At 62.6% G+C, this 25,851-nt stretch carries 28 protein-coding genes; 15 read left to right on the top strand and 13 right to left on the bottom strand.

The genetic code is table 11. The features are described from left to right. The first annotated feature begins 107 nt into the window (after positions 1-107). From ACWHVV_RS02845 to ACWHVV_RS02835, 3 genes are read left to right on the top strand one after another with little or no spacing between them, the layout of a single operon-like run. The gene (locus ACWHVV_RS02845; protein ID WP_447927988.1) at positions 108-893 is read left to right on the top strand and encodes a substrate-binding periplasmic protein; all 786 of its coding nucleotides are present in this window, start codon (positions 108-110) and stop codon (positions 891-893) included. A 43-nt stretch (positions 894-936) separates the two neighbouring features. Continuing rightward, on the top strand, positions 937-1,590 hold the full coding sequence (locus ACWHVV_RS02840) for a substrate-binding periplasmic protein (protein ID WP_447927987.1): 654 nt from the start codon (positions 937-939) through the stop codon (positions 1,588-1,590). After that, positions 1,587-2,840 carry a GGDEF domain-containing protein gene (locus tag ACWHVV_RS02835; RefSeq protein ID WP_447927986.1) on the top strand — a complete coding sequence of 418 codons (1,254 nt, stop codon included), beginning with the start codon at positions 1,587-1,589 and terminating at the stop codon, positions 2,838-2,840. The genes ACWHVV_RS02840 and ACWHVV_RS02835 overlap by 4 nt, the downstream gene beginning before the upstream one ends. A 95-nt stretch (positions 2,841-2,935) precedes the next feature. Here ACWHVV_RS02835 and ACWHVV_RS02830 read toward each other — a convergent pair whose 3' ends face one another. After that, entirely contained in the window at positions 2,936-3,103 is a 168-nt protein-coding gene (locus ACWHVV_RS02830; RefSeq protein ID WP_447527759.1) for a hypothetical protein, read from the bottom strand. Positions 3,104-3,149: 46 nt separating this feature from the next. Beyond that, the gene (locus tag ACWHVV_RS02825; protein ID WP_447927985.1) at positions 3,150-4,781 is read right to left on the bottom strand and encodes a BCCT family transporter; all 1,632 of its coding nucleotides are present in this window, start codon (positions 4,779-4,781) and stop codon (positions 3,150-3,152) included. Between the two features lie 191 nt (positions 4,782-4,972). Between ACWHVV_RS02825 and ACWHVV_RS02820 the strand changes: the two genes are divergently transcribed. Beyond that, on the top strand, positions 4,973-5,332 hold the full coding sequence (locus ACWHVV_RS02820; RefSeq protein ID WP_447927984.1) for a hypothetical protein: 360 nt from the start codon (positions 4,973-4,975) through the stop codon (positions 5,330-5,332). Here ACWHVV_RS02820 and ACWHVV_RS02815 read toward each other — a convergent pair. From ACWHVV_RS02815 to trmB, 5 genes are all read right to left on the bottom strand, one after another. Continuing rightward, entirely contained in the window at positions 5,329-6,222 is an 894-nt protein-coding gene (locus ACWHVV_RS02815) for an AEC family transporter (RefSeq protein WP_447927983.1), read from the bottom strand. The genes ACWHVV_RS02820 and ACWHVV_RS02815 overlap by 4 nt on opposite strands. Positions 6,223-6,240: 18 nt before the next feature. Next, positions 6,241-9,195, bottom strand: a complete 2,955-nt coding sequence (glnE, locus tag ACWHVV_RS02810; protein WP_447927982.1) for a bifunctional [glutamate--ammonia ligase]-adenylyl-L-tyrosine phosphorylase/[glutamate--ammonia-ligase] adenylyltransferase — start codon at positions 9,193-9,195, stop codon at positions 6,241-6,243. Positions 9,196-9,248: 53 nt separating this feature from the next. Next, positions 9,249-9,620, bottom strand: a complete 372-nt coding sequence (locus ACWHVV_RS02805; protein ID WP_447527754.1) for a diacylglycerol kinase — start codon at positions 9,618-9,620, stop codon at positions 9,249-9,251. A gap of 27 nt (positions 9,621-9,647) precedes the next feature. After that, positions 9,648-11,042 (bottom strand): D-alanyl-D-alanine carboxypeptidase/D-alanyl-D-alanine endopeptidase, encoded by a 1,395-nt coding sequence (gene dacB / locus ACWHVV_RS02800; RefSeq protein WP_447927981.1) that lies wholly within the window; start codon positions 11,040-11,042, stop codon positions 9,648-9,650. Positions 11,043-11,190: 148 nt separating this feature from the next. Continuing rightward, complete coding sequence (gene trmB / locus ACWHVV_RS02795; protein WP_447927980.1) at positions 11,191-11,868, bottom strand: tRNA (guanine(46)-N(7))-methyltransferase TrmB; 678 nt, start codon at positions 11,866-11,868, stop codon at positions 11,191-11,193. 204 nt (positions 11,869-12,072) lie between these two features. On the opposite strand from trmB, the gene ACWHVV_RS02790 reads away from it, so the two are divergent. The 8 genes from ACWHVV_RS02790 to ACWHVV_RS02755 all read left to right on the top strand — a co-directional run bounded on the left by ACWHVV_RS02790 (position 12,073) and on the right by ACWHVV_RS02755 (position 19,924). Next, complete coding sequence (locus ACWHVV_RS02790) at positions 12,073-13,959, top strand: beta-ketoacyl synthase (RefSeq protein ID WP_447929112.1); 1,887 nt, start codon at positions 12,073-12,075, stop codon at positions 13,957-13,959. 1 nt (position 13,960) lies between these two features. Beyond that, positions 13,961-14,461, top strand: coding sequence for a pantetheine-phosphate adenylyltransferase (gene coaD, locus ACWHVV_RS02785; protein ID WP_447527751.1), 501 nt, complete (start codon positions 13,961-13,963; stop codon positions 14,459-14,461). A 68-nt stretch (positions 14,462-14,529) separates the two neighbouring features. After that, positions 14,530-14,778: a YfhL family 4Fe-4S dicluster ferredoxin gene (locus tag ACWHVV_RS02780; protein WP_447927979.1), complete on the top strand. Its 249-nt coding sequence runs from the start codon at positions 14,530-14,532 to the stop codon at positions 14,776-14,778. 7 nt (positions 14,779-14,785) lie between these two features. Continuing rightward, positions 14,786-16,087, top strand: coding sequence for an MATE family efflux transporter (locus tag ACWHVV_RS02775; RefSeq protein WP_447927978.1), 1,302 nt, complete (start codon positions 14,786-14,788; stop codon positions 16,085-16,087). An 86-nt stretch (positions 16,088-16,173) separates the two neighbouring features. Next, positions 16,174-17,484 (top strand): short-chain fatty acid transporter, encoded by a 1,311-nt coding sequence (locus ACWHVV_RS02770; RefSeq protein ID WP_447927977.1) that lies wholly within the window; start codon positions 16,174-16,176, stop codon positions 17,482-17,484. Between the two features lie 71 nt (positions 17,485-17,555). Beyond that, positions 17,556-18,080, top strand: coding sequence for an acyl-CoA thioesterase (locus ACWHVV_RS02765; protein WP_447895134.1), 525 nt, complete (start codon positions 17,556-17,558; stop codon positions 18,078-18,080). A gap of 32 nt (positions 18,081-18,112) precedes the next feature. Further along, positions 18,113-19,117 carry an ion transporter gene (locus ACWHVV_RS02760; RefSeq protein ID WP_447895133.1) on the top strand — a complete coding sequence of 335 codons (1,005 nt, stop codon included), beginning with the start codon at positions 18,113-18,115 and terminating at the stop codon, positions 19,115-19,117. 195 nt (positions 19,118-19,312) lie between these two features. After that, positions 19,313-19,924: a LysE family translocator gene (locus tag ACWHVV_RS02755; protein ID WP_447927976.1), complete on the top strand. Its 612-nt coding sequence runs from the start codon at positions 19,313-19,315 to the stop codon at positions 19,922-19,924. Between the two features lie 8 nt (positions 19,925-19,932). Here the strand turns inward: ACWHVV_RS02755 and ACWHVV_RS02750 are convergent, their stop codons facing one another. Together ACWHVV_RS02750 and ACWHVV_RS02745 are read right to left on the bottom strand one after the other, a co-directional pair. After that, positions 19,933-20,295, bottom strand: coding sequence for an I78 family peptidase inhibitor (locus ACWHVV_RS02750; RefSeq protein WP_447927975.1), 363 nt, complete (start codon positions 20,293-20,295; stop codon positions 19,933-19,935). A 117-nt stretch (positions 20,296-20,412) separates the two neighbouring features. After that, positions 20,413-20,544 carry an entericidin A/B family lipoprotein gene (locus ACWHVV_RS02745; protein WP_447527743.1) on the bottom strand — a complete coding sequence of 44 codons (132 nt, stop codon included), beginning with the start codon at positions 20,542-20,544 and terminating at the stop codon, positions 20,413-20,415. 174 nt (positions 20,545-20,718) lie between these two features. On the opposite strand from ACWHVV_RS02745, the gene ACWHVV_RS02740 reads away from it, so the two are divergent. Continuing rightward, positions 20,719-21,138: an HIT domain-containing protein gene (locus ACWHVV_RS02740; RefSeq protein ID WP_447927974.1), complete on the top strand. Its 420-nt coding sequence runs from the start codon at positions 20,719-20,721 to the stop codon at positions 21,136-21,138. A 1-nt stretch (position 21,139) separates the two neighbouring features. On the opposite strand, the gene ACWHVV_RS02735 is transcribed toward ACWHVV_RS02740, so the two are convergent. From ACWHVV_RS02735 to ACWHVV_RS02720, 4 genes are read right to left on the bottom strand one after another with little or no spacing between them, the layout of a single operon-like run. Beyond that, the gene (locus ACWHVV_RS02735) at positions 21,140-22,228 is read right to left on the bottom strand and encodes a nickel/cobalt transporter (RefSeq protein ID WP_447927973.1); all 1,089 of its coding nucleotides are present in this window, start codon (positions 22,226-22,228) and stop codon (positions 21,140-21,142) included. Between the two features lie 2 nt (positions 22,229-22,230). Beyond that, positions 22,231-22,923 carry a DUF1007 family protein gene (locus tag ACWHVV_RS02730; RefSeq protein WP_447927972.1) on the bottom strand — a complete coding sequence of 231 codons (693 nt, stop codon included), beginning with the start codon at positions 22,921-22,923 and terminating at the stop codon, positions 22,231-22,233. After that, positions 22,920-23,294: a hypothetical protein gene (locus ACWHVV_RS02725; protein WP_447927971.1), complete on the bottom strand. Its 375-nt coding sequence runs from the start codon at positions 23,292-23,294 to the stop codon at positions 22,920-22,922. The genes ACWHVV_RS02730 and ACWHVV_RS02725 overlap by 4 nt, the downstream gene beginning before the upstream one ends. Further along, on the bottom strand, positions 23,291-23,842 hold the full coding sequence (locus tag ACWHVV_RS02720; RefSeq protein WP_447927970.1) for a hypothetical protein: 552 nt from the start codon (positions 23,840-23,842) through the stop codon (positions 23,291-23,293). The genes ACWHVV_RS02725 and ACWHVV_RS02720 overlap by 4 nt, the downstream gene beginning before the upstream one ends. A gap of 143 nt (positions 23,843-23,985) precedes the next feature. Here ACWHVV_RS02720 and ACWHVV_RS02715 point away from each other — a divergent pair, with 143 nt between their 5' ends. Both ACWHVV_RS02715 and ACWHVV_RS02710 read left to right on the top strand, forming a co-directional pair. Continuing rightward, positions 23,986-25,131, top strand: coding sequence for a glycerate kinase (locus tag ACWHVV_RS02715; RefSeq protein ID WP_447927969.1), 1,146 nt, complete (start codon positions 23,986-23,988; stop codon positions 25,129-25,131). Positions 25,132-25,315: 184 nt separating this feature from the next. Further along, entirely contained in the window at positions 25,316-25,792 is a 477-nt protein-coding gene (locus ACWHVV_RS02710) for a Dps family protein (protein ID WP_447527736.1), read from the top strand. Positions 25,793-25,851 lie beyond the last annotated feature (59 nt).

The following is a 25,851-nucleotide window of genomic DNA, read 5'->3' as shown; positions in this document are numbered from 1 at the left end:
CAAAGGGGCCAGCTCGACTACATTAACGCCTAAGCCAGTAAAAGGGGGATGACAGGGGGTGAAAGTTACTCTAAATTTTCCTGGGAATTACGTTGGGGTATCTGCGCATGACGCATGAATTCGCCGTCAAAAAGCACTCGATAGTCAAGGGCGCGTTGCGGGTCGCGGTGCTTATGGGGGTAAGCGGATGCTTTGCCGACACGTCCCCCTCCCTCGCTGCCTTTAGCTATATTACCGAAGAGTATCCCCCCTATAACTATGTCGAACAAGGCGTTGTAAAAGGTCACACGGTCGATCTTTTAAAGCGTCTGTTCAACTACTCTCAAACGCCCTTCGAACGTGCCGATATTCACAGTTACCCGTGGATAAGAGGCTACAACATGGTGCTGCAAACGCCCAACACAGTGCTTTTCTCGACCAACCGGACGCCCTCGCGCGAAGCGCTTTTTGACTGGGCCGGGCCCATCGCCATCGACCGGGTCACCCTGATCGGCCATGCCAGCAAGCCACTACGCATCGAGGCGCTGAGTGACGCCATCGCGCAAAGCCTCAGCGTCGTCGTGATCCGGGGCGATATCGGTGAATTGAGCCTGACGGAGGCGGACTACCCGGAAACGCTCATTCACCACGCGCTGGATAACCAGAGTGCGCTCAATATGCTGATCAATGAACGGGTCGACCTGTGGGCCTATAGCGCAAACGTCGCCGACTGGATCGTCGAGCACGAGGGCTACCAGCCCGCCACTTTGATCCCGGTTTATACCTTGAGTCGCTACCCGCTCTACTTCGCGATCAACAAGGAGAGCGACCCGGCGCTGACCGAATATTTTCAAAAGATGCTTCTTGAGCTAAGTTCATTTGATATTCCGTCGCCGGTATACGAGGATGAGTAACCGTCGGCCTCCGTCTTTTTCACCTGTACTCTTTATGATCATTATGATGTTTTCAAGCATGCAGGTGACGGCGAGCCCGGCGCCCTCCTACCCCTTGACGATCAATACCGAAGAGTATCCGCCCTTCAACCATGGCCTTGGTGGCGACCTCCAGGGTTACGCGACCGAGCGCTTACAGCAGGCGCTCGAACGAACCGGGATCGAGGCCCGGTTTCATCTGCTTCCCTGGGCGCGCGCCTATACCGAAGCGCGGCTTCGCCGGGACCACTGCGTTTACTCGACCACGCGCACCCCCCAGCGCGAGGCGCTTTTTCGCTGGGCGGGGCCGCTGGCGGCGAACGAGTGGGCGGCGTTCGCACTCGAGGGCCGGGCGGGCGATTTAACCCGCCTCGAGGACCTGGCTGGCCTGCGCGTTGGCAGCTTTCGCGAAGATGCCGTGGGCGACTACGTCAAAAGCCAAGGCATCGACGTCATCAGAGCGTCCAGCGAACGGGTCAATATCGCACGACTGGAAGCCGGTTTTTTGGATGTGATCGTTTCCGGCCGGGCACCCGGGGAGTTCATCGCCCAGGAGGAAGACATCCCGCTCGTTCACCTGTTTACCTTTGCCCATATGCCGCTTTATCTGGCCTGCAACCCAAGCGTTCCCCATCAGGTAATGGACAGAATCCAGCAGGCATTAAGGGCGCTGCCATGAACACCAGGGGCCGGCTCATCAAAGGACGCCTGACCTTAAAGCAAGCGCTTTTGACGCTTCTCATCGCCACGCTGATCAGCCTGGTCGCGGGTAGCGTCGAGCTCTGGAGCCACGCTAAAAGTATGCGGGCCAGCATCGAACAACGCACCCAGCAGCAGCTTGCCATCATCAATGGCGCGGCGGCGGAGGCGGCGTTTCAGCTCAACCCCCAGCTTGCCGAGCAGATCGCACGAGGGCTTTTCAATGATAGCGATGTCGCTCGCGTGGTCATCGAGGATGATTTTGGCCGTAAGCTGGCCGAGTTCGAATCACTCACGCCGCCGTCCGGGCGCCTTGGGGAGGCGCTGTTTGGCGATATACTCGACTACCGGGAACCGCTTCGTTACAACATGGGCGAAACCGTGGCGACCTCACCGGTCGGCGAAATCCGGCTCTCGCTGGACCAGCATTATCTAACGGCCCAGTTTCTCGCCCGAGGCTATCGCGTGGTGGGTGTCAGTATCGCCGAGGCCTTTTTACTCAGCTCGCTGTTTATCGCTTTTTTCCATATCTTCATTACCCGGCCGCTTTTGAAGGTTCACGCCGCCATCGCCCTGACCGACCCGGCCTTTCCGGCCCAGTGGCCCAAGCCCACGCTGCGCGGCCATCGAAACGATGAGCTGGGCCACCTGGTCGAGAGCCTGGATCACCTGCTGCGTGAGTTTCAGCGCGGCCTGGAGCAGCGCGACCACCTACATCAGCTTTCCAGGCACGACGGCCTGACCGGCATCGCCAACCGACGCTACTTCGACGCCTTTCTGGCCAGCCACTGGGAGAAATCTATCAAGGCAGAAGAGCCCATTTCGGTGATATTCGTCGATATAGACCGTTTCAAGGCGTTCAACGACCACTACGGCCACACCATGGGCGACGATACGCTCAAAAGCGTTGCCCGGGCGCTTAGTCGCTGCATCGACCAGGAAACCGACCTGCTGGCGCGCTACGGAGGCGAAGAGTTCGTTTGCGTGCTGCCCGCCAAGGACATTTACCGCGCCCTGAGCATCGCCAACCACATGCGTCAAGCGGTGCTGACGCTGGCCATTCCCCACGCCCGCGGCCAGGATAACATGCTCACCGTGAGCATCGGGGTGGCCTGCGCCCTACCCGCCAGTGGAAAAACCGCCGGGCAGCTACTAAGCGAAGCCGACGAGCGGCTTTACCATGCCAAAAACCGCGGCCGAAATCGCATAGAAGCCTTCGACCCGGTTTAGCCACCCCGTTTGAAAGACCAAGCCTGCATCGAGTGAACGAGCCATTAAAAAAGGGGCGCATGATGCGCCCCTTTTGTTGGCTGAGTCTCGTCCTGTCAGGTGAGCAGCCAGTGCGCCAAAACGGCGGACAAACCGATCACCAGCGCCGTCAGGACCGCCACGATGACGATCAAATCCAGCCAGCGGTCGAAGACCGCACCGCATCGACCAAGGCCAGCCCCTTTGGGCTGACGTCGCGTTGCGCCTTGGCGCGGTCGAGCCATGAGCGCTTACTCCCTTTAGACGGTTTACAACGTATTTTTGTAAAGTCTAGTCCTTGATGCGCCGATTGACCACGAGCGGTGCACGCCGCATGCGCTCCTGCTCGGCATCGCTTAGCTCGCCGGCCTCGAAAGCGTCCGCGCCGACCGGGGTATCGCCGTGGCGACGATAGAGCTGGGTCAGCATCGATTTCCGGTCTGCCTGCAGCTCGCGAACCAGCACGAACACCATCAGGTAGAGAATGAACGTAAAGGGAAGCGCCGCCAGCACCGCGGCCGACTGCAAACCGGTCAAGCCCCCCGCCGCGATCAGCGTAAGGCAAATGGCGGCGATCAATACGCCCCAGATCACGCGCTTGTAAAGCGGCGGGTTGATCGAGCCGTTGTCGGTCATCTGCGCCACGATATAAGAGGCCGAGTCCGCCGAGGTCACCAAAAAGATAAAGATCAGCAAAATGGAGACGAGCGAGAGCACGCTGGTAAAGGGCATCAGCTCGTACATCTCGAAAAGCGCCACGGTGATATTATCCTGGGTCGCCGCGGCCAGCCCGATATTGTCGCCATTGATCTCCATGGTGAGCGCGGCGCCGCCGAACACACCGATCCACAAACACGCCAGCAGCGGCGGCATGATCAGCACGCCGAACACGTACTCCTTGATGGTGCGTCCGCGGGAGACGCGCGCCACGAAGGTGCCCACGAAGGGCGACCAGGCGATCACCCAGGCCCAGTAGAAGATCGTCCACTCGCTGGCCCACTCGTTGCTACTATAAGGTGAAATGCGCAGGCTCATGCCGATGAAGTTCTGCAGGTAGTCGCCAATGCCCAGCGTAATGGTTTCGAGAATCGCCACCGTCGGCCCGGTGACCAACACGTAGAGCATCAGGCCGATGCAGATCGCCAGATTCAAATTGGAAAGGCGCTTGATACCTTTATCCAGCCCCGCCCAGGTCGAAAGCATGTAGGCGCAGAACATGACGGCAAGAATGATGAACTGCCAAAGCGTGCTTTCGGGCACACCAAACACCGCGTTCAACCCGCCGTTCATTTGCAGCACGCCAAGTCCCAGCGAGGTCGCCACGCCCATGACGGTCGCGACCACGGCAAACACATCGATCCAGGAAACGTAGGGGCGCAGCCGCGGCTTTTTGGCCACCACCGATGAAAGCACCGACGACACCAGCCCCGCCTGGCCCTTACGAAACTGGAAATAAGCAATGATCAGCCCGACCACCGAAAACGCCGCCCACTGATGAATGCCCCAGTTGAAGTAGCTGTACTGGATCGCGTAGCGCGCGGCGGCCTCGGTCTCGGGCTCGAAATCGCCGTAGGGCACCTCGATGAAGTGACTCATGGGCTCGGCCATACCGTAAAACACCAGCCCAACGCCAAACCCCGCCGCCAGCAACATGCTGATCCAGGAGAAAAAGGTATAGTCGGGGCGGCTGTCCTGGGGGCCCAGTCGCACCTTGCCATACTTGCTCAGCGCCAGCCCGAATAAAAAGATGACGAACCCGAACACCGAAATCAGATAGAACCAGCCCAGGTGCTCGGTAACCGCACCGAGCGCGGCCTCGGCGCCGCTACCAAAATTTTCCGGAAACGCCGCGCCGATTACCACCAGTGCAAAGATGATAACGGCGGAAGCGACGAATACCGTTTTACCTTCTTTACGCGCCATTTGATCTCCTTATTCTCCCAGGTTTGAATCATCCCCATTCAGTGTTTTAACCCTTGCAGCTATCAGGGTGTAAAGCAAGCGCCGCGCCAGAAGTGAACTCGCCCTACGCGCTGTGTTCCAATGTTTGCAAAAGACGGGTTGCAAAAGACCGGTAGCCAAAGACCGGTTACCAAAGATCAAGGGAGTCTCTAATGCGCCACCCTCATCGTGATTCGCAAAACGCTGCCTGGCAGGCTGCCCATCAGTGGCGTGCCAAAGCGGCCAATACCCAACCCAACGGCCTTTTGGGCACCCTGAAGCTTGCCCTGGTATGGCTGGCTTTCGGCGCCTTGATGATCGTTGGCGTGGTGTTCGGGCTGGTCTTTTTGCTGATCGGCTGGGCCTTGATGCCGTTGATGCGCTACAAGATGAAAAAGCGTATGGATCAGATGCGCGCCGACCAGGCCCAGGATATTGGCGGTAGCGCCGGCGGTTCTTCTCACGCCCAGGACACGCGTCATCATCAGCAGGACGCGCTCGAAGGCACCTTCGAGGTCAAGGAGAAACGCTAAACCGGCGCATGGATGAAGGCAAAGGTAACGCCCAACACCAGCGGCATCACGACCAGGCTCCCGAGGTTTCCGATCAGCACGATGGAGGCCACCTTTTGGGGTAACAGGTCGTACTGCTCGGCCACCAGGTAGTTCAGCACCGCCGGGGGGAGTGCGGCGAAGACCAGAAGCGTTGCCAGCTGAAGGGGCTCCAGGGGCAGCAGCCACATCAGCGGCAGCGCGATCACAAGGCCCGATAGCGGGCACAAGACCGCCCCTAAAAGTCCGGTGCGCCAGTCGCCAAGATCCACCTCCAGCAACCGCACGCCCAGCGCGAAGAGCATCAGCGGAATGCACACCCCGCCCAGCATGTGCATGGCGTCCAGCAGCCAGCCCGGCAGCGCGATATCGCCCACGTTGATGAAAAGCCCCGCTACGCTGACCGCCACGATCGGCATTTTGAGCATGCGCCAAAGGGACGTGCGCGAATCGAGCATGTAGAGCCCCACCGAGAAGTGCAGCAGCATCTCGACGATGAACACTACCACCGCCGCCGGCAGCGCCGCCTCGCCAAAGGCGAACACCAGAAGCGGTACGCCCATGTTGCCCGAGTTATTGAACATCATCGATGGCAGGAACACCTTGCGATCAAGATTTAGCCACCGGGCCAGCGGCCAGAGCACCACCCCCGAGCCAAGCACCACCAATGCCGCCGCCCCGCCAAGCCAGGCGTACTCGGCCAGCGGCGCCTGGCGGTCCGCCAGCACGGCAAACACCAGAAGCGGCACGAACAGCTCCATATTGAGCGTGTTGAGCGTTGCGATATCCGGCGTGCGAAAGCGCCCGTAAAGCGCCCCCGCCGCGGCAATCAGGAAAACGGGTAATAGCGTGGCAAGGATATGGCCGGTCATGGATCGATACTCAAGGTGCTAGCCCAAAAAGCGTTGCCAGAGCGCAGAAACCGCCTCGCGGTGCTGGGTAAGCTGGTCAGGATCCGCCACGGGTTTATCGCCGGTTAGCGCGGCGCGGTGGGTGCGGCTTCGGTAGGCAAGGTAAGCCTCTCGAAGCGCGCCCGCCTCGTCGTCGCTGATATAACCGTGCTCGGCCAGCGTCTCCAGAAGTCGAATATTGTCGCGGTAGGTGGCAAGCTCAGGGGTCTTGTTCGAGAGCGCCAGCACCCCGTACTGGCAGAGAAACTCAATGTCCACCATGCCGCCGGCGTCCTGCTTCAGATTGAAGGTCGTGGCGGCCTCCTTCGGCCCGGGCTTGGTCGCCAGGTGATCGCGCATTTTCTGGCGCATGCCCACCACATCGCTTTTGAGCGCCTCGCCTTCGCGGGGCTGGGTCAAAAGGCCTGCGCGCAGCGTCTCGAACTTCTCTGCAAGGTCGGCGTGGCCCGCCACGACCCGGGCGCGCACCAGCGCCTGGTGCTCCCAGGTCCAGGCGTTTTGGCGCTGATACTCGCCGAAGGCGTCGATGGAGGTGACCAAAAGCCCGGCGTTGCCCGATGGGCGCAGGCGCATGTCCACTTCATAAAGGCTGCCCGCCGGGGTGGTGGCGGTCAAAAGGTGAATGATGCGCTGACCAAGGCGCGTGTAGAACACCGGCGTATCCAGCGGGCGGGGCCCGTCGGTGGCGCCCTTGGTGTCGCTGTCGTGGAGAAACACCAGGTCCAGGTCGGAGCCGTAGCCGAGTTCGATGCCGCCGAGTTTGCCGTAGCCGACAATCAAAAACGCCGGCTCATGCTCACTCAGCCCAGCGGGCACGCCGTGCTTGCGCGCCACGTGCTTCCAGGCCATGGCCAGCACCGCCTCCAGAATCACCTCGGCGATGTAGGTCAGGTAGTCGCTCACCTTCATCAGGTGGCGGGTACCGGCGATATCCGAAGCGGCGACGTGCAGCGTTTTGGCGTGCTTGAACACGCGCAGCGCCTCGAGCTGGGCCTCTTCGTCGTCCTCGGGCAACCGGTTCAGCGTTTGGCGAAGCTCATCGCTTAGCGCCGTCTTATCCGCCGGGGTGTAGAGCGTCTCCGGCGTTAACAGCTCGTCGAGCAAAATCGGATAGCGCGCCAGGTGCTGGGCGATCCAGGGGCTGGGAGCGCAAAGATGCATCAGGTGCTCGAGAGCGTGGGGGTTCTCCCGCAAAAGCGCCAGGTACGCGGTGCGCCGCAGGACCGATTCGATCAACGGCTGCACCCGTTCGAGCGCGGTGTCCGGCGTGTCGTGTTCGGCCACGGCGTCGAGCAGCAGCGGCATCAGCGCGTTCAGACGCTCGAAGCCGATACGCTGCATGCCCTGTACCTGGCGGGAGTGATAGAAGTTCTTCAAGCGTTTGAGCACCTGGGCCGGGTCGGCAAAGCCCGCCGCGTCCAGCTGCGCCAGGGCCTCGTCCTCCTCCAGCTCCCCGCGCCATAAAAGCCGCCACTGCTCGAGCTCGACACTGGTGCTGCTTTCGTCGTCCACCTCGCCTTCCGGGTCGGCGACGACCGCGTCGAAGTGGCGGCGCACTCGCTCCCGCGCCGCGTCCAGCGCCTCGACGAGTGCCGCCCAGTCTGGTTTCTTCAAGGCGTAGGCCACGCGGGTGCGCTCGTCGTCATCGTCGGGCAGCATCTGGGTCTGGCGGTCGTCGAGCGCCTGGATGGCGTGCTCGACGTCGCGTAAAAACGCGTAGTCGTGTAAAAGCTCTTCGACGACCGCCTCGGGCAGCAGGCCAAGCGGGGGCAGCTCGCTCAGCGCGCGGGCAAGCGAGGCGACCTGTAGTTCGGTATCGCGACCACCGCGAATCAGTTGAAACGCCTGGACGACGAACTCCACCTCGCGAATGCCGCCAGGGCCGAGCTTGATATTGCTCTGCATGCCCTTGCGCTTCACTTCCCGGTTGATCATCGCTTTCAGCTCTCGAAGCGACTCGATCGCGCCGAAATCCAGGTAGCGCCGGTAAACGAAGGGGCGCAGGCTTGCCAGCAGCTCCCTCCCCCCTTCGACATCTCCGGCGACCGGGCGCGCCTTGAGCATCGCGTAGCGCTCCCACTCGCGCCCCTGGTCCTGGTAGTAGCTCGATAGCATCGCGAAGCTCCCCACCAGCGGCCCGCCGTCGCCCAGCGGGCGCAGGCGCATATCCACGCGAAAAGCGAAACCGTCCCGGGTGAGTGCATCGAGGGCGGCGATCAAGCGCTGACCAAGCTTGGTGAAGTACTCCTGGTGCTCCAGCGGCTTGCGCCCGCCCTGGGTCTCGCCCTTTTCCGGAAAAGCGAAAATCAGGTCGATATCCGAGGAGAGGTTGAGCTCGCCGGCCCCCAACTTGCCCATACCCAGCACCACCAGCCGCTGCGGGCGGCCATCGGCGCAGGGAGCGGGAGTTCCCCAGCGCGGGGCGTAGAAGTTTTCCAGCCAGCCTAGTGCCCCCTCCAGGCACACCTCGGCAAGCCAGGCGAGCGCCTGGGCGGTTTGCCACATGGCGTAATCCGCCGGCCGGTTGAGATCGCGCCAGATAATCCCGAGCATGCGCGCGCGGCGAAAGCGGCGGATGACCCGGTGCAGGGCTTCTTCGTCTTCGGCGCCGGCCAGCGCCTTTTCAAGCCAGGCCTGCTGGGTGGCTTTATCCGGCGTGGCGTCGAACTCGGCGTTGTCGATTAGCTCGCCCAACCACTCGGGGTAGCGGCCAAGGGTTTCGGCGGCGAAGTGGGAGATGGTGATCACGCGATAAAGCGCGGCCAAAAGCGGCGCATCGAGGGTCTCGAAGGCGCGCGAGGGGAGCGGCTTGTCGGTCATCGAGGCGACGTTGTCCGCCTTATCGAGCGCCTCCGTCAGACTCGCCAGCGCCTGCTCGGCAAGCGGGGTGAGCGCCTCGGGCGCCTGGGATAAAACCGCTGCGTTCCACTGCATAGCCACCTCGTTGCCTGTCCGGGTACACCCCGGCGCGTTGTTAAGTTTGCGCGTTATCCGGCCAGCTTCACCCAGCCCAGCACCCCCCAGGTAAGCCCCGCCATGATCAGCGAGAGCATGACTGCCGCGGAGCCGATATCCTTGGCGCGGCCGGAGAGCTCATGATGCTCCGGGCCGATGCGGTCCACCACGTTCTCGACGGCGCTGTTCAAAAGCTCGACGATCAGCACCATGAAAAGGCTGCCCACCAGCGTAAGCCAGGCCATGGCCGTATCCGCCAGCCACCAGGCAAGCGGTAGCAGGACAACGCAGATCACGACTTCCTGGCGAAAGGCCGCCTCGTTGGTAAAAGCCGCCCGCAGCCCCTTCCACGAATAGCGCGTGGAGTGGACCAAGTGAGTTATTCCGGTATGGCGTGGCTTCATGGCGTGAGTTTCACCTGCTAAGCGTTGTTAGTTTGCCATTATCATGGCATCCAAATCCTGGGAGAGCGGGTCGAGTACTGCCGACCAGCTTAGATAAGGCGTCGAGCCGGTGCCATTCACCAATACGCTAAACACGCCCCAGCGTCCCTGGGCGGTACGAAAGTAGCCCGCCGCCGCGCGTACCGCAAACGGCTCGTTCAGCGTGCCGGTCTTGAGCATCACGCTGTTCTGGAAGGCGGAAGAGCCGCGGCGTATAAAGCGCATCACACCGTTTTCCGGCGACTGAAACGCCGCCACGAAGCTTGGAAAGAGCGCGTTTTGATTGAACATCGCCTCGAGCATGACGGTCGCGCCGTGGGCGGAGATGCGATTGCCGGTGGTCAGGCCGCTGCCGCTGTCCATGGTCAGCGGGCCGTGGCCGGGAAGGCTTTGGGCAAAGGCTTCGATCGCCTGCCCGGCCTGGCCAAGCTGCGCCTGGGGTGTTTCCACCAGGTTGAGCGCCAGCACATCGGCCATGTAGTTGTTGGAGTAGTTCATGGTGCGCAGCAAAAGCTCCTGCAACGGCTTGCTGTCCACCGCCGCCAGCCGGCTCGCCCCCGCCGGGCGGCTGGAGGTCACCTGCCAGGGGTCGCGCACCGTCACGCCCGCCTGATTGAGCATACTCAAAAGTACCTGGGCGGTCTGCGCCGCCGGGTCGCCAGCGCCACGGTAGATGTCCTGGGGCGAGGCGTTGGTGGAGATCTGCCCGGTCAGGCGCAGTACGTCGCCGCGCTCGTCAGTGATACGCACGGCGCCGATTTCGGTGCCGCTATTGGCGGGTACGGTGCGTACCTGGTTGTCGATCGTGACCAGCGGCGCGGGGCTATCGCAAAGGCCGGTACGCGCCGGCGTATTGGCGCTTGCCCCGGGGGCCACGTTCACACACCAGGTGCCAAAATTGACCCCGGCCGAGGTGAGCGGCGCGCTGTAGGCGTTGGTCACGCGGTTTTGCGCATTGCAGCGGTCGGTCGTGGCGCAGGTCACCGGCCCAAAGCGCCATTGGCTGACGACCAGCGCCCCATCGACCTCCTGAACCCCGGCCAGTTTCAAGCGCTGCACCAGTCGCCACAGGTCTTCGCTGGTCAGCCCCGGGTCGCCGCCGCCTTCGAAAATCAGGTCGCCGCGCAGCACGCCGTTATCGATCACCCCGCTGCTGACCAGCGCCGAAGTAAAGCGGTGCTGTGGGCCAAAGCGACTAAGCAGTGCCGCGCTCATGTACGCCTTGGTGACCGAGGCCGGCGAGAGCTGGCGGTCCGGGTCGATACTGCCCAGCACCCGGTCGGCATCCGGCCCCAGAAGGCGTGCCTCGGCGCTGATCGAAAAGCCCTGCTCGCGAAGTTCGCCCAGGCGACTAAAGTCCGCCAGCAGCGGTTGACTGAACAAAAGGGCCGCAGCGGCAACGCCCGCGGCCCGCGTTAGGCACCGCCTCAATGGTTTACAACGACTCACACTCACCTACCTTAGTACTCGTTCGTTTGGAAAAGACCCACCGTCACGCCCGCCGGTCGCGGTATAGAGCGCCAAAGCGCCGTCATGCGCTTGCCTTCTGCCTTTCGAGTTCGCACTCGAGCCGCCAAAGCGGCTGGCCGCTCTGCGCGTACTTGGCCTCGAACGGCGTCAGGTACTCCTCGCCGGGGACGACCGGCTCGACCCGCGCCTGGCGCCCGGTGGCCAGCATCACGCCACAAGCGAACTCCTCGATGTAAATCTGCCAGTTGGAGCGCACCTCCAGCCGCCCGCCCAGTGCAAGGGCGGTGGGAAACACCGGATGGCCGTGCCAGCGCATTTTCAAGTGCGCCGCCTTGGGGTAAGGGTTCGGGTAGAGCAGATAGTGACGTGCCGGCGCCCACCCCGCCGCCAGCGCCAGCCGCCAGAAATCGACCAGGTCCGCGCGGACCAACAAGGCGTTGGCGGGCAGCGCCCCGTGCTCGCGCCCCAGGCGGCTTTCGCTGCGATCCACACCGATCACGGCGTGATCCGGGAACCGCGCCGCCAAACGCCGTGTCGAAAGCCCGACACCGCAGCCGGCATCGAGAATCAAAGGAGCATTGGCCCCCGCGTACCAGGCGTTGGCGGTCTCGAACGCTTGGCGGCTATGTTCGGCCACGGGCTTTTGAAGCGGATGCGCCAAGGCGCGCTCTACCCGGCGCTTTAGATCCTTGTGCGGTCCGGTCTGGTTGGATGTAACGACTCGAGACGCGTGCTGCATGCCAGCCTCTGATGGAAAAACCATGATTCTATCAGTCTCTGGCGCGCGCGGCATGACGCCATTGCACCCCCGGTGCTATGATCATGCCTTTAAATTGTATGGCGCTTGGCTTGGGTGTGTTCGACCACCCGCGCTTACGCTAACGTTACCTAATTATCGCACCACGAGGAATCCGGCTTGTCACACTTACCGGTAATTGTCGGCATGGGCGGCATCAATCCTGCTGGCAGAACCTCGGGCCATCAGGCCTTTCGCCGCACCGTGCTTGATGCGCTACCCGCTGAACAAAAGCGTCACACGCTGGAAGGCCTGGCGGCGCTGATGCGCCTGGCGATTCATACCGAACAAGGCTGGCAGGACGCCCAGGGGGCCCCGCTCGAGGACCCGGCCGAGGCGTTGGCCGAGCAGGTTCTGCGCCATACGCTGATTCGGCGTAACGAAGACCCGCGCTTTTTAGCCCCGGGCCTGCCCGCTGGCCGCAAGGCCGATATGGCCCTCGATGCCCCGCTGCGCTTCACGCTGCGCCGCCGCCAGCTACCGGAGAACCTGCCCGCCGACTGGACGATCAGCCCAGCCGACGATGCCCGTCACGTCAAGGTGACCGTGCCTGGTGGCACGCTGAGCGCCTTATTGCCCGATGCCCAGACACCTAAAGTCGTTGCCGCCGCGCAGCTACCCGCCGGGTTCGACCCGGCCAGCCTCTATCGCAGCGTACACCACCCGCGTGGGCTCGCCATGGCCATTTTTGCCGCCAGCGACTGCCTGGGCGCAAGCGGGCTCGACTGGGAGAGCCTGCGCGCGCGCCTGGACCCGGATGACATCGCCGTTTACGCAGGCAACTCCATCGGCCAGCTGGACGACGAGGGCTGGGGCGGGCTAATGAAAAGCCTGGTGACCGGCAACCGGGCCACCTCCAAACAGATGCCTTTGGGCTACGGGCAGATGCCGGCGGACTTTTTGAACGCCTACGTGCTGGGCAGTGTCGGCAGCACCGGAGCGGCGCTGGGCGCCTGCGCAAGCTTTTTGTACAACCTGCGCCTGGGAATCCACGATATTCGCGCCGGGCGAGCCCGAGTGGTGATGGTCGGCACCTCGGATGCGCCGATCACCCCGGAAATCATCGAAGGGTTTCGCGCCATGGGGGCGCTGGCCGACGACGCCGGTCTCAAGGCGCTCGACGCGCTGACGCTTTTGACCGACGCCGACTACCAGCGCGCCTGCCGGCCCTTCGCGCAAAACTGCGGCTTCACCATGGCCGAGGCGAGCCAGTTCGTCATGCTGATGGACGATAGCCTCGCCCTCGAGGTCGGCGCCAATATTTTGGGCGCTGTGCCGGACGTATTCGTCAACGCCGACGGCTTCAAGCGCTCGATCTCCGCGCCGGGTATCGGCAACTACATTACGCTGGGCAAGGCGGCCGCACTTGTCCGCGATATGCTGGGCGAGAAGTCGCTGGCGACGAGAAGTTTCATGCACGCCCACGGCACCAGCACGCCGAAAAACCGCACCACCGAGTCCCACGTGCTCCACGAGATCGCCCGGGCCCACGGTATAGAACAGTGGCCGGTGGTCGCGATCAAGGCGTTTATCGGCCACTCCCAGGGCTCGGCGGCCGGCGACCAGTTGGCAAGCGCGCTGGGCAGCTTCAGCCACGCCCTGCTGCCCGGCATCCCGACCCTCGACGCGGTGGCCGACGACGTCTTCGCCGAGCGGCTACGCTTTTTCAAGGAGCCGATCGCCTTCGAGGCGGACGCCAGCTTCATCAATGCCAAGGGCTTTGGCGGCAACAACGCCACCGGCGTGGTGCTTTCGCCCAGCGTCACCGAGCGCCTGCTGACCCAGCGCCACGGCGAAGCCGCGATCAGCGCCTGGAAAAAGCGCCGCGAGGCGGTCAACGCCACGGCCCAAAGCTATCTCGACCGGGCCGGGCGCGGGCAGTTCGCGCCGCGCTACCAGTTTGGCGAAGCGGTGCTCGAAGGCCCGGAACTGGACATCAGCGCCGAGCGCATCCATATTCCAGGCTACGCGCAGCCGGTCTCCTTGAAAGCCGACAACCCCTTCGGCCGGCTAGACGACCAGGAGAGCTTTTAAAATGAGCGCCGAGCACCCGACCATCGCCGTTTATCCGGGCACTTTCGATCCCATCACCAACGGCCATTTCGACCTGATCGAGCGCGCCGCGCGCATGTTCGACCAGGTCATCATCGCCGTGGCGGCAAGCCCGGGCAAGACGCCGGCGCTTTCGCTTGAAAAGCGCATCGAACTCAGCGAGGCGGCCTGCGCCGAGCTTGGCAATGTCTCGACGGTCGGGTTTTCGTCGCTTTTGACCACCTTGATGGGGGAGCTGGATGCGCGCATCATGCTGCGCGGCATTCGCGCCGCCTCCGACTTTGAGTACGAGCTGCAGCTTGCTAACATGAACCGCGCGCAGAACCCGGAACTCGAAAGCGTTTTTCTCACGCCGGCGGTGGAAAACTCCTATATTTCATCGACCATCGTGCGTGAAATCGCAAGGCTCGGCGGCGACGTCTCGGCCCTGGTGCCGTCGGCGGTCGTCGACGCACTACGCGAGCGCTACGCCAACGCGCGCTGAAGCCCTCTGCTTCACCCTGGTGCGCGGCAAGCGCGCCAGGGGAATCCGCCATTCAAGAGGTAATAGCCATGGCCCTGATGATTACCGACGAATGCATCAACTGCGACGTCTGCGAACCGGAGTGCCCCAACGATGCGATTTCACCGGGTGACGAGATCTACGTGATCGACCCCGGCCTTTGCACCGAGTGCGTGGGCCATTTCGACGAGCCCCAGTGCCAGCAGGTCTGCCCGGTGGATTGCATTCCGCTCGACCCCGAACGCCCGGAATCCAAAGAGCAGCTTTTGAAGAAGTATCACCTCATCACCGCCGCCTAAGCCGCCCGTGCGTATCTGGGCGCTTGCCTGGCCCATCATCCTTTCCAACCTCACCGTCCCGCTTTTGGGGCTGGTGGATACCGCCGTGGTCGGCCATCTGCCGGACTCGCGCTATCTGGCCGCGGTAACCCTGGGCGCGACGCTTTTTAGTTTCCTTTATTGGGGCTTTGGCTTTCTGCGCATGGGCACCACGGGGCTCGTCGCCCAGGCCATCGGCCGCGAAAACCCCTCTGAGGTCAAAACCCTGCTCGGCCAGTCGCTTTTACTGGCGTTTTTTATTGGCGCTCTCCTGCTGCTGTTCGGCGCGCCCTTAATCAACCTTGGGCTCTGGCTTTTGGATGGCAGCGAGGACGCCCAGGCGCTGGCCCGGGAGTACGCCGAGATTCGGCTTTGGTCGGCGCCGGCGGTGCTCGCCAACTACACGCTGCTGGGCTGGTTTTTGGGCCAGCAAAATGCGCGCGTCACGCTGATGATGCTGGTGCTGACCAACAGCGTGAATATTGTGCTCGATCTCTATTTCGTGGTTGGGCTGGGCATGACCAGCAACGGCGTGGCACTCGCCAGCGTTATCGCCGACTACAGCGCGCTGGCCTTCGGTAGCTGGCTGGTACTGCGTCAACTACGCCTTTTAGAAGGCGCCTTCGATCGCGCGCGCCTTTTAACGCTTCACGCCTACAAGGCACTTTTTAGCGTTAACGCGCATCTATTCGTGCGTACGCTTGGGCTTTTGTTCGCCACGGCGTTTTTTACCGCCCAGGGCGCCCGCCAGGGCGATACGGTCCTGGCGGCCAACGCCGTGCTTTTGCAGTTCATCATGATGACGAGCTACGCCCTGGACGGCTTCGCCCACGCCGCCGAGTCGCTCGTGGGCCGGGCCTTCGGCAAGCGCGACTGGGCGCAATTTAGCGCCACGGTGAGCGCGGCGGCGCGCTTTTCGTTCTACACTGCCGCATTGGCAGCACTTGCCTTTGCGCTGTTTGGTAATGCGATCATTGCGCTGTTGACCGGCCTTGGCGAAGTGCGCGCCGCCGCTGCCGTGTATCTGCCCTGGATGGTCGCCATGCCGCTGATTGCGGTGTGGAGCTACCTGCTCGACGGCGTGTTCATCGGCACCACGGCGGTGCGCGAGATGCGCAACAGTATCTTTATCGGCCTTTTGGTCTACCTGCACGCCTGGTGGCTTTGTCAGGGGCTTGGCAACCACGGGCTATGGCTCGCCTTCACGCTGTTCATGCTCACCCGCTCGGCGGTGCTGATCGGCTACTATGTTCACTACCGCCAAACGCGCTGGCGAAGCGCTGGCGCCTAACATTGATCCATTGGTGGGGATGAAAAAACCACCCCGGGCTCGTATATTGAGCACGCGTTCCCAATAACGAATAAAGCGAGCCTCCCATGCTAAGGTTTATCTCCAGACCCGCGGTCAAGCTGGTCGAGCGCTATTTGCCCGACCCTTACATCTTCGTTTTGCTGCTCACCTTGATCGCCTGCGTCGCGGCCATCGCCGTAGAGCGCCAAACCCCGCTTGCCGTGCTGCGCATGTGGGGCGACGGCTTCTGGGGGCTTTTGACGTTCTCCATGCAGATGCTTTTGGTGCTGGTGACTGGCTTCATGCTGGCAAGCTCACCGCCGGTCAAACGCCTGCTTCAGCGTCTGGCGGGTACCGCCAAAAGCCCGGGCGGCGCCATCATCCTGGTCACGCTGGTATCGCTTGCGGCCAGTTGGATCAACTGGGGCTTCGGGCTGGTGGTCGGCGCTTTGTTCGCCAAGGAGCTCGCTCGGCTGATCAAGGTCGATTACCGACTGCTGGTGGCCAGCGCCTACTCGGGCTTCGTGGTGTGGCACGGGGGCCTGGCGGGGTCGATTCCGCTCACTATCGCCACCGAGGGCCACTTCTCCGCCGACCAGATCGGCGTGATCGGCACCGGTTCGACCATTTTTGCCTTCTTCAACCTGGCCATCGTCGTGTGTCTGTTCATCGCGATTCCGCTGATCAACCGGCTGATGCTGCCCCCGGACCAGGAGAGTGTGTACGTGGACCCGGCGCTTTTGGAGGACGAACCGGAAACGACCGCGCGCACCACCCGCCCCGCCGAGAAGCTCGAAAACAGCACCTGGCTTGCCCTGCTGGTGGGCGTGCCTGGCCTGCTGTTTTTGCTGGATCACTTTCTGCTACGCAGCGGCGGGCTCAACCTGAACGTGGTCAACTTTCTGTTTCTGTTTTTAGCCATCGTCTTGCACCGTACGCCACGCAACCTGCTGACCAGCCTGAACGAGGCGATCAAGGGCGGCGCGGGGATCGTCATCCAGTTTCCGTTCTACGCCGGCATTATGGCGATCATGGTGGAGTCGGGGCTGGCCCAGAGCCTGTCGGAGTGGCTGGTGTCGTTTGCCAGTGCCACCTCGCTACCGTTCTGGTCGTTTATCAGCGCCGGTATCGTGAATATTTTCGTGCCCTCCGGAGGCGGGCAGTGGGCGGTGCAGGCGCCGGTCATGCTGCCCGCCGCCGAGGCACTGGGCGCGGACGTTGCCCGGGTCGCCATGGCGGTGGCCTGGGGCGATGCCTGGACGAACCTGCTGCAGCCGTTCTGGGCGCTGCCGGTACTCGCCATTGCCGGGCTCAAAGCCAAGGACATTATGGGCTTTTGCCTGGTTCAGCTATTTTTAACCGGCGCGATCATCTCCATTGGGCTGGTGTGGTTTTAACCCGCTCCGTTCGATGCGCGGCCCGGAATCGAACGGGTACGCGCTTTTCAGATTTTAAAGAAGGCTTTTGTATGACGGATACCCAACGCGCCGACGCCACGGCCCTGCCCGGTCAGCGCGAGCTTTCCATGACGGTGCTAATGACGCCGGACATGGCCAATTTCAGCGGCAAGGTACACGGCGGTGCTATTCTCAAAAAGCTCGACGAGGTGGCCTACGCCTGCGCCAGCCGCTACTCCGGCCACTACGTCGTCACGCTCTCCGTCGACCAGGTACTTTTCAAGCAGCCCATTCTGGTCGGCGAACTGGTGACGTTTTTGGCCACCGTCAATCACGTGGGCCGCTCCTCGATGGAGATCGGCGTGAAGGTGGTGGCGGAAGATATCCGCGAAAAACTGATCCGCCACACCAATAGCTGCTACCTGACCATGGTGGCGGTCGACCCCCAGGGTCAGCCCGCCACAGTGCCCCCGCTTTCGCTCGATACGCCGCTTCAGAAGCTGCGCTTCGAGAAGGCGGCACTGCGTAAAAAGCTGCGAAAACAGGCCGAGCAGGAAGAAAGGCTCGCCCAGCAACACCTAAGCGACGAGTCCTAGCCCGTTTTTGACCACTACTGAAAGGAGTCTTCATGCTGGCCAGAGAGCGCCACCCCCAACTACCCAAAGCCGTGGAGTACGCGCACATCGGCTGGGATTTTTTCATTCTGGCCGTGGTGATCGTCAACCTGGCGCTGCTGCTGTTCGACTCGCTTTTTTTGCTGGACTGGTTTCGCCAGGGCCTGGAAAGTACCGCCCCCGGCTTTCACGACGCTTACCAGCGCACCATCCATAGCCGGTTTTTCGCCATCGACCTGGTGTTCGTCACGATATTCGTGATCGACGTGCTGCTGGGCTGGATCGCCGCCGTCGTCGAGCGGCGCTACCACCGCTGGTTTTTCTACCCGTTCATCCACTGGTACGACGTGCTCGGCTGCATTCCGCTGGCGGGCTTTCGCTGGCTGCGCGCGCTCAGGCTTTTGTCGCTGATCAACCGCCTGCACCGGCTGGGTTTGATCAACGTGCGTAACTGGTCGAGCTTTCAGTTCGTGGCCAAGTACTACGACATCCTGCTCGAAGAACTTTCCGATCGTATCGCGCTGCGCCTGATGGGCAACGTACAGCAGCAGATTCTAGCGGCGGATTCGCTCACCGAGCGGCTGGTGGACCGGGTGATCATGCCCCGCAAGGCCGAGCTGATTCACGAAATCTCCCAGCGGCTGGAATCGACCGTGGGCAAGGCCTACGAGCAAAACCGCGCGTCGATCATGAGCTCCATCGATGGCTTGATCACCCGCACGCTTAACGAAAGCCCGGAGATTCAGCGGCTCAACCGCCTGCCGATGGGCGAAGCCGCCTCCAGCGCCATGCAGGCCTCGTTAAGCGGCGTGGCCCAGCGGCTGGTCGACGAGCTGGCCCTCGGCATTCACTCGTCGGATTTCCGTCAGCTCGTCGAGCGCACCGCCGAAAGCGGGTTCGAGAGCTGGCTCACAGTGGACGAAACCAGCGCCTACGTCACCGAGCAGGTGCTCTACGACATGCTGGAAATGCTCAAGGAGCAGGTGCGCCGCCAGCGCTGGAAAGACCGCTACGACTAAACGAGCACATTCGAACTACCCGCCAGGGTCTGTCTGAAAAGTCGACGAGCGAAGACAAGACAAGGCAAAAATTGGCGAAAAAACGGAGTTTACATGTGTAAATGAGTATTTTGAGCCAATTTTTAACGCCGTATTGTCGAGCGCAGGCACTTTTCAGACAGAGCCTAAGCGCTTCACAGGACAAGGCCCGAAAAGATGAACAGCGAACTACTTTTACTACTAGGGCCGGTGGCGGTTTTCATTGTGTCGATGACCCTGACGCCGGGGCCGAACAACTTGATGCTGACGGCCTCCGGGGCGAACTTCGGCGTTCGCCGAACCGTGCCCCATATGTTGGGGATTCTGGGAGGATGCTTCGCCCTTTATGTGGCCATTGCGCTGGGCCTGGGCGTACTCTTCGAGCGTTTTCCGATTTTGCAGACCACGCTGCGCTGGGTGGGGAGCGCCTACTTGCTCTACCTGGCCTACAAGATTGCCACGGCGCCCCCGCCGGATTTAACGGACACGCGCACTAAAGGAGCGCCGCTGACGTTTGGGCAGGCGGCGCTGTTTCAACTGGCCAATCCCAAGGCTTGGGTACTGGGGCTTGCGCTGATTGCCGGATTTCTGCCCGACAGCGGCTCCACACTAGTTAATGCGGTAATACTGGTGGGCTTTGCCGAGTTCGTGGCCATGCCCTGCCTGCTGTTGTGGGCGGTCTTTGGCATGGCCATCGGGCGCTTTATCAAAAGCGACGGCGCGTGGCGGGCATTCAATATCACCATGGGAGTTCTAACCGCCGCCTGTGTGGTGCTGATTTTGCGCTAAACGCACAATCAGCCGCAGCGAAACGCGCTGATACGCCCGGCCTCATCGACTTCGATGTTGAGCCTGTCCGCACGATGGTCCATCGTGGCCGAGCTGTCCGGCGTGAGCACGCGAACGTCGCTCGCGCCGCTTTCGGCCTGCAGTTCGCGGGTGCGCGCATCGGTTAGCTGCTCGCCCGTTACCTGATCGAGCCTTGCAATGTCGCACTCGCCCCGAGGGGCGGTTTCGCCTACCCGCGGCGGCGGCGGCGCGCTAACGTCCGGGCTGGTGGGCGCCTGGGCGACGCCGGTATTGGTCGTGCAGCCACTGAGAAGTACCGCCAGCGCCAGCGCGGCGGGGCCGGTTTTGCACAATCGATTAACGCTTAACATGCCACTTATCCTTGTGAGTGCGTGGTGAACGGGCCGCGGCGTTCGGGTTGCACAACGGCCTGGCATAAAAAAGCAGGCGAGAGGGTATCTCGCCTGCTTTTCGAACCCCGCTCGATTTTATTCGGCGGCGTCTTGTACGGCCTGGCCGCCCGCTTGAACGTCCTGGCCCGCACCCGACATGGTGTTGCAGCCTGCCAGAGTGGCGGCGCTAACCAGTAGAATGAAGCTCATCGCGATTAGTTTTTTCATCGTGTTCTCCTTAACATTTATGGGCCGGGGAAGCCTTCGCATGAATAGGTAACGCAGGCGTTGTGTTAGCGTAACAGCGTTTGGGCCATCGTGCCCGTTTAACGCACCGCCGCTCACCCGAATTAGATAGCAGTTGCCATGCTAGTCGTCAACATTTGAACCTGGAGCCCGCCCATGAGCACCTTTACGCTGGACCCTCGCCTGGCCGCCGACACCCTGGCGCTGGCCGACCTGCCGCTTTGTCGCGCCCTGTTAATGAACGATGCCCGCTACCCCTGGGTGATTCTAGTGCCGCGCTACGAGAGCACCTGTGAGGTCTTCGAACTAAGCGCCGAGGACCAAACCCGGCTTTGGCAGGAAGCGACGGCGCTGGGCAAAGCGATGAATAGTGCGTTCAAGGGCGACAAGCTCAATATCGCCACGCTTGGCAACGTGGTCAGCCAACTGCACGTTCACCTGGTAGTGCGCTTTGAAAGCGATGAAAGTTGGCCCGCCCCGGTATGGGGCAGAGGTGAAGCCGTGCCCTACACGCCCACGCAGCAAAGCGAGCGCCGCGAGCTGATTTTGGCGCATATGGACAAGCTCACCTTCTAAATCAGGGGGAGGCGCCAAAGGGGGCGGCGCTGCGCGAGGCGGGTTCGCTAAAAAGCGGCGAACTCGCCGGCTGGTTAAACCCGGCAACCGAAAGCGACACCCCCAGCATTATAATCACCGCGCCCCCTGCCAGGGCCGCCCAGGCCGCGGTTTTTTCCAGCACGCTTTGGCGCGACTGACGCTTGAGCCGCCGCGTGGCCCAGCCGCGAGCGAAAACGCTTGCCAACGCCAACGCCGATACCGTCATCCCGGTGCCGACGGACATCGCAACAACTGCCGTCACGCCCACATAAAACTGTCCTAAAAGCCCCGCAGCGCCCAGCAAAAGCACCGCCCCGGAACACGGGCGCATGCCGATCGCGCCCACGGTCATCAGCGCAGTGCGCCAATCGAGCGCCTGGTCGGGCTCGATATGATGCGCCCCGCCACAGCAGTGGTGGTCGTGGTGGTGGTGATGATGCGCCGGACCAGGTGTCGAAGACGGCCTTAGGCTCAAGGGCGAGGGCGAGGCCGCGACCGGCGCAAACGTCGCGCGCGGGGGCGCTTGATAGGCGCGGCGCAGTTGGCGGAGTGCCCGAACGCACAGCCATAAGCCCAAAAGCGCCACCAGCGCAAAGCTTGCCTGCTCGACCCAAACCACGCTGCCCATCGCCTGACGGGTCACGAAGCCAAGCCCCAATACCAGCACCCCCACCATCGCGATGGCGGTGACGCCTTGCAAAAGCGAAGCGGCGAAGGAGAGCCCTAGTGCCCGGCGGGTCGCCCCGCCGTGGGAGGCGAGATAGGTGGCCAACACCGCCTTGCCGTGGCCCGGGCCCGCGGCGTGGAACACGCCATAGCCGAAGCTTACGCTCAAGAGCGTGAACCACGCCGAGGGCGAAGGCGTACGGGCAAGCTCGGTGACCGCCAGGGTGAGCGAGCGGTGTAGGCCGCGCTGCCAGGCAAGTACCTGCAGGCTCGCGCCCTGAAACCAGCCGTACGCCGCGTAGGCTACCAGCGCCAGGCAGACGGCCAATACCGCCGTGCCGAGGATTTTTTTCTTCGAAGAGGGCTTTGGTACAGCGGGGCTTTTAAAGGTGACATCACGCATGGCTACGACTCGGTGCAGTTAACGTGGCCGGTTTCAGCAAAAAAGCGCCCCAGATCGGGCTCGCCCTGCTCGCCCTTGTCCAGCAATGCGGCCTGTAGCACAAGCTCTGGGTCCGGGTCGGCGGGGGTTACGCTCAAATCGCAGGAAAGCTCACCGGCGAGCGCGAGCGCGCTTTCTGCGGGGGCGCCGTTTTGCTCCTCATGGACCACTTCGATGTAATAGGTCGGATCGAAAATCTGGTACTCGAGCAGCGCGCCGTCGAGCGCCACCGGCTCCGCCAGGGGCAGCGTGAACATGTACACCAGCCGCTCGTTGCGCTTGAGGGTGGTGTACTCGCTGACCTCGCCAAGCGCCTGAGGTTCGCCATCGACCCAAAGCTCGGTGAAATACCCCTGGGCTGCGAGATTATCGCGTATGTCCTGGCCCAACTGATCCAGCCCCTCCTCGAAACTTGCATCCTCCACCCGAGAGAGCTCATCGAATACGATCAGGCTATAGAACGGGTCCATCCGCCAGGTCTGGCTAAGCGCCGTGGCCCGGCCCTGCTCGTCGGTCAAAACGTTCACGCTCAGGTCGATCCAGCCGTGGGGGTGCGCCTGGGCGCCGGGGCTGGCAAGCACGCTCAGCGTAAAGGCCAGGGCGCCAAACCTCGCAGGGCGTGTCGCCCAGCCGCCCAGTCGGTGCCAAACGCTCAAGGGGCTTCTCCCAGCCGCTGCTGCAGCTCGACAAGCCAGGGGTCGAGCAGGTACGGCGCCAGGGGCGTGGCGCCGCGCAGTGCAGAAACACGTACCTGGCTTGCCGCCCCTAGCGGTTCGACCTGCAGCATCAGGCGGTACTCTGGCCAGCGAGCCAACGCGCCTTCCGCCCGCCCCAGGGCCAGATCGGCGTGGCGGATCACGTAGCCCTGGGCCACCATCAAATCCACCGCCTCGCGGAAGGTGCGCTCCGGCGCGGCGTTAAAGCGAAGCTCCCGCGGGTCGACCGGCTGGGTGGTGGCGCACCCGGCCAGCACCAGGGCGAAGAGCATCAGGGCGGGCACTGCGAAAGCACGGCGAAAAAGCATCATAAGCGGCTCCCGGAGCGCTCGAAGGCGGGCAGTGCCGACTGAAAGCGCCGGCAGAAGTCGTCGTTGCTGGCGGTACGCGATTCGCGTACATCGCGCACATGATCGAAGCGGCGAATATCACGGGATATACGCACGTGGTCGTTGTGGACCAGCACGCTCACCCGCTCGCTTTCGATGGGCTGCTGGCCGATACCGATACCGGTGCCCACCCCAAGGCCGACCGAGGAGCCGCGGCCGATCCCCAGCCCGCCAAACAGGCGCACGCCGGAGCCGTAACGGTAGCCATCGTAGGCGTCGTAATAGCCCACCAGCTCCCGCTCCTTGCTGGCGCTCACCAGGCCAAGGGAGGTATCCGTCGTATCGAGCTCGAAGTCCCAGTTTTCTAGAAGCGCCACGCTCTGGATCACGAGATCCTGCGCGTCGGCGCCCTGGGTTGGAAAGTAGCACGCCGGCGCCGGTGCCGGTTCGGCGCGGGGCAGCTGATCCGGCACGGTCTGACAGCCTGCCAGCGCCATTAAACAGACGACCCCGATCGGTAGTGACTTCATGGGTGCTCCCTCGGCGTTCAAACCGGCTCTTGTAGGATTGATAACGCAAGCCCTGGTACCCAACCTGGTGCCACGGTAAGCTCAGGCCTTAATTTCTCTTCCAAGACAAACAATTCATCATAAGGTTTTATGGAGGCTGCGTCATGAAGGTTGTGCTCTGCCCCGATAGCTACAAGGATGCGCTGAGTGCCGAAAAGGCCGCCCAGGCCATGGCAAAAGGCGTCCGCAAGGCCTGCCCCTCGGCCACCGTGCACGCTTGCCCGCTCGCCGACGGCGGTGAAGGAAGCCTCGACGCACTGATTGCCGCCACGAATGCCAGCCGCTGCCAAATCGAGGTACACGACGCCCTGGGCCGACCCCGCCTGGCCAGCTGGGGCTGGCTCGCTGGCGAGCGTACCGCATTTATAGAACTGGCCGAAGCCAGCGGCTTGCAGCATTTGACCCCCCAGCAGCGCTGCGCCCTGCACACCAGTACGTACGGGGTGGGCGAGCTTTTTCGCGCCGCCCTGGACGCCGGCGCCGAAAAAGCCCTGCTACTGCTGGGCGGTAGCGCCACCAACGATGCGGGCGCAGGGATGCTCCAGGCGTTGGGGGCGGTCCTTAAAGACGCAAGCGGGCAGGCGCTCGCGCCGGGCGGCGCCGCGCTCGCCTCGCTCGACACCCTGGATCTGTCCGGGCTCGACCCGCGCCTTGAGGCGCTCAGTGTCGAGGCGGCGGTGGACGTAGACAACCCGCTTTTAGGCAGCCGCGGGGCAAGCGCCGTGTTCGGCCCGCAAAAAGGCGCCACCGAGGCGGATGTGGCCCGCCTGGATAAAGCGCTCGAGCGCTTTGCCGACGTTAGCGCGACGGTGCTGGGAAACGACCATCGCGCGCTTCCCGGCGCTGGGGCCGCCGGCGGCATGGGCTTTGCCGCGGCGAGCTTTTTAAACGCCACCCTGAAGCCGGGTATCGAGATCATCATGGCCCAGGCGAACCTGGCCGCGCTGATCGAAGACGCGGATTGGGTGATCACCGGCGAAGGCCGCCTGGACGGCCAGAGCCTGGCGGGCAAAACGCCGATTGGCGTAGCCCGGGCCGCCCGGCCCTACGGCAAGCCGGTGGTGGTGTTAGCGGGCAGTTTGGGTGAAGGCTGGCAGGCGTGCCTCGAGGAGGGCGTGACGGCGGCCTTCGCCTTGGCCGACGGCCCCATGACGCTAGAGGAGGCGCTGGCGCGCACCGCCGAGCTTTTGAGCGCGCGCTGTGAAAGTATCACCCGGCTCTACTGCGGCGCCCCGGCGGTTGAAAAATAGCCTGGCCGCCTGCACTTAACAGGTAGAGGCGGCGGTGATACCGCCACGCTATGAACGCGATACACAAAACCCGTTTTATCGCGCCACTGCCCTTCGCTACTCTAAGCACCACGAAGGTAAGTGCCACGAAGGGCCGAGCGCCCAGGAACGGTTTCACAGTACGGTTTTACAGGAAGGAGTCTTTATGTCCGAGTTCAACAGCATTGGTCTACACGAAGGTAGTGCAAGCCAGCTGGCCGAGAAGCTCAATCATCTGCTCGCCAACTACCAGATCTTCTACATGAACGTGCGCGGCTATCACTGGAACGTCAAGGGCAGCGACTTTTTCCAGCTTCACGAGAAGTTCGAGGAGCTCTACACCGACCTGCTCACCAAAGTAGACGAAGTCGCCGAGCGTATTCTGACGCTGGGCCACAAGCCGGTCCACGCTTACAGCGACTACGCCAAGCTTTCGCGCCTGGAGGAAGACAAGGACGTACACGATGGCCAGGCCTGCGTTAAAGGCGTGCTCGACGGCTACCAGACGCTGATCGCCCTGCAGCGCGAAGTGCTGGCACTGGCCTCCGACGCCGACGACGAAGGCACCGCCGCCCAGGCCGGCGACTATATCCGCGAGCAGGAAAAAACCGTGTGGATGTTAAACGCTTATTTGAGCAAGTAACCCGCACCGCATCACAAAAACGGCGCCTGTAGGCGCCATTTTTGCGAGTACCACCAGCG

Source organism: Vreelandella sp. EE27 (assembly GCF_968206495.1).
Note: the sequence above shows the minus strand (reverse complement) of the source record. Positions and strands in the feature narration are given on the sequence as shown.

Excerpts from the sequence above, each read along its gene's own strand:
- ACWHVV_RS02760 (WP_447895133.1), top strand. The coding sequence starts at position 18,113 with ATGCTGGCCAGAGAGCGCCACCCCCAACTACCCAAAGCCGTGGAGTAC.
- ACWHVV_RS02770 (WP_447927977.1), top strand. The coding sequence starts at position 16,174 with ATGCTAAGGTTTATCTCCAGACCCGCGGTCAAGCTGGTCGAGCGCTAT.
- ACWHVV_RS02745 (WP_447527743.1), bottom strand. The coding sequence starts at position 20,544 with ATGAAAAAACTAATCGCGATGAGCTTCATTCTACTGGTTAGCGCCGCC.
- ACWHVV_RS02840 (WP_447927987.1), top strand. The coding sequence starts at position 937 with ATGATGTTTTCAAGCATGCAGGTGACGGCGAGCCCGGCGCCCTCCTAC.
- ACWHVV_RS02750 (WP_447927975.1), bottom strand. The coding sequence starts at position 20,295 with ATGTTAAGCGTTAATCGATTGTGCAAAACCGGCCCCGCCGCGCTGGCG.
- ACWHVV_RS02715 (WP_447927969.1), top strand. The coding sequence starts at position 23,986 with ATGAAGGTTGTGCTCTGCCCCGATAGCTACAAGGATGCGCTGAGTGCC.
- ACWHVV_RS02815 (WP_447927983.1), bottom strand. The coding sequence starts at position 6,222 with ATGACCGGCCATATCCTTGCCACGCTATTACCCGTTTTCCTGATTGCC.
- ACWHVV_RS02740 (WP_447927974.1), top strand. The coding sequence starts at position 20,719 with ATGAGCACCTTTACGCTGGACCCTCGCCTGGCCGCCGACACCCTGGCG.
- ACWHVV_RS02830 (WP_447527759.1), bottom strand. The coding sequence starts at position 3,103 with ATGGCTCGACCGCGCCAAGGCGCAACGCGACGTCAGCCCAAAGGGGCT.
- ACWHVV_RS02845 (WP_447927988.1), top strand. The coding sequence starts at position 108 with ATGACGCATGAATTCGCCGTCAAAAAGCACTCGATAGTCAAGGGCGCG.
- ACWHVV_RS02835 (WP_447927986.1), top strand. The coding sequence starts at position 1,587 with ATGAACACCAGGGGCCGGCTCATCAAAGGACGCCTGACCTTAAAGCAA.
- ACWHVV_RS02710 (WP_447527736.1), top strand. The coding sequence starts at position 25,316 with ATGTCCGAGTTCAACAGCATTGGTCTACACGAAGGTAGTGCAAGCCAG.
- glnE (WP_447927982.1), bottom strand. The coding sequence starts at position 9,195 with ATGCAGTGGAACGCAGCGGTTTTATCCCAGGCGCCCGAGGCGCTCACC.
- ACWHVV_RS02825 (WP_447927985.1), bottom strand. The coding sequence starts at position 4,781 with ATGGCGCGTAAAGAAGGTAAAACGGTATTCGTCGCTTCCGCCGTTATC.
- ACWHVV_RS02725 (WP_447927971.1), bottom strand. The coding sequence starts at position 23,294 with ATGATGCTTTTTCGCCGTGCTTTCGCAGTGCCCGCCCTGATGCTCTTC.
- ACWHVV_RS02720 (WP_447927970.1), bottom strand. The coding sequence starts at position 23,842 with ATGAAGTCACTACCGATCGGGGTCGTCTGTTTAATGGCGCTGGCAGGC.
- ACWHVV_RS02820 (WP_447927984.1), top strand. The coding sequence starts at position 4,973 with ATGCGCCACCCTCATCGTGATTCGCAAAACGCTGCCTGGCAGGCTGCC.
- ACWHVV_RS02805 (WP_447527754.1), bottom strand. The coding sequence starts at position 9,620 with ATGAAGCCACGCCATACCGGAATAACTCACTTGGTCCACTCCACGCGC.
- trmB (WP_447927980.1), bottom strand. The coding sequence starts at position 11,868 with ATGCAGCACGCGTCTCGAGTCGTTACATCCAACCAGACCGGACCGCAC.
- coaD (WP_447527751.1), top strand. The coding sequence starts at position 13,961 with ATGAGCGCCGAGCACCCGACCATCGCCGTTTATCCGGGCACTTTCGAT.
- ACWHVV_RS02780 (WP_447927979.1), top strand. The coding sequence starts at position 14,530 with ATGGCCCTGATGATTACCGACGAATGCATCAACTGCGACGTCTGCGAA.
- ACWHVV_RS02790 (WP_447929112.1), top strand. The coding sequence starts at position 12,073 with ATGGGCGGCATCAATCCTGCTGGCAGAACCTCGGGCCATCAGGCCTTT.
- ACWHVV_RS02765 (WP_447895134.1), top strand. The coding sequence starts at position 17,556 with ATGACGGATACCCAACGCGCCGACGCCACGGCCCTGCCCGGTCAGCGC.
- ACWHVV_RS02755 (WP_447927976.1), top strand. The coding sequence starts at position 19,313 with ATGAACAGCGAACTACTTTTACTACTAGGGCCGGTGGCGGTTTTCATT.
- ACWHVV_RS02735 (WP_447927973.1), bottom strand. The coding sequence starts at position 22,228 with ATGCGTGATGTCACCTTTAAAAGCCCCGCTGTACCAAAGCCCTCTTCG.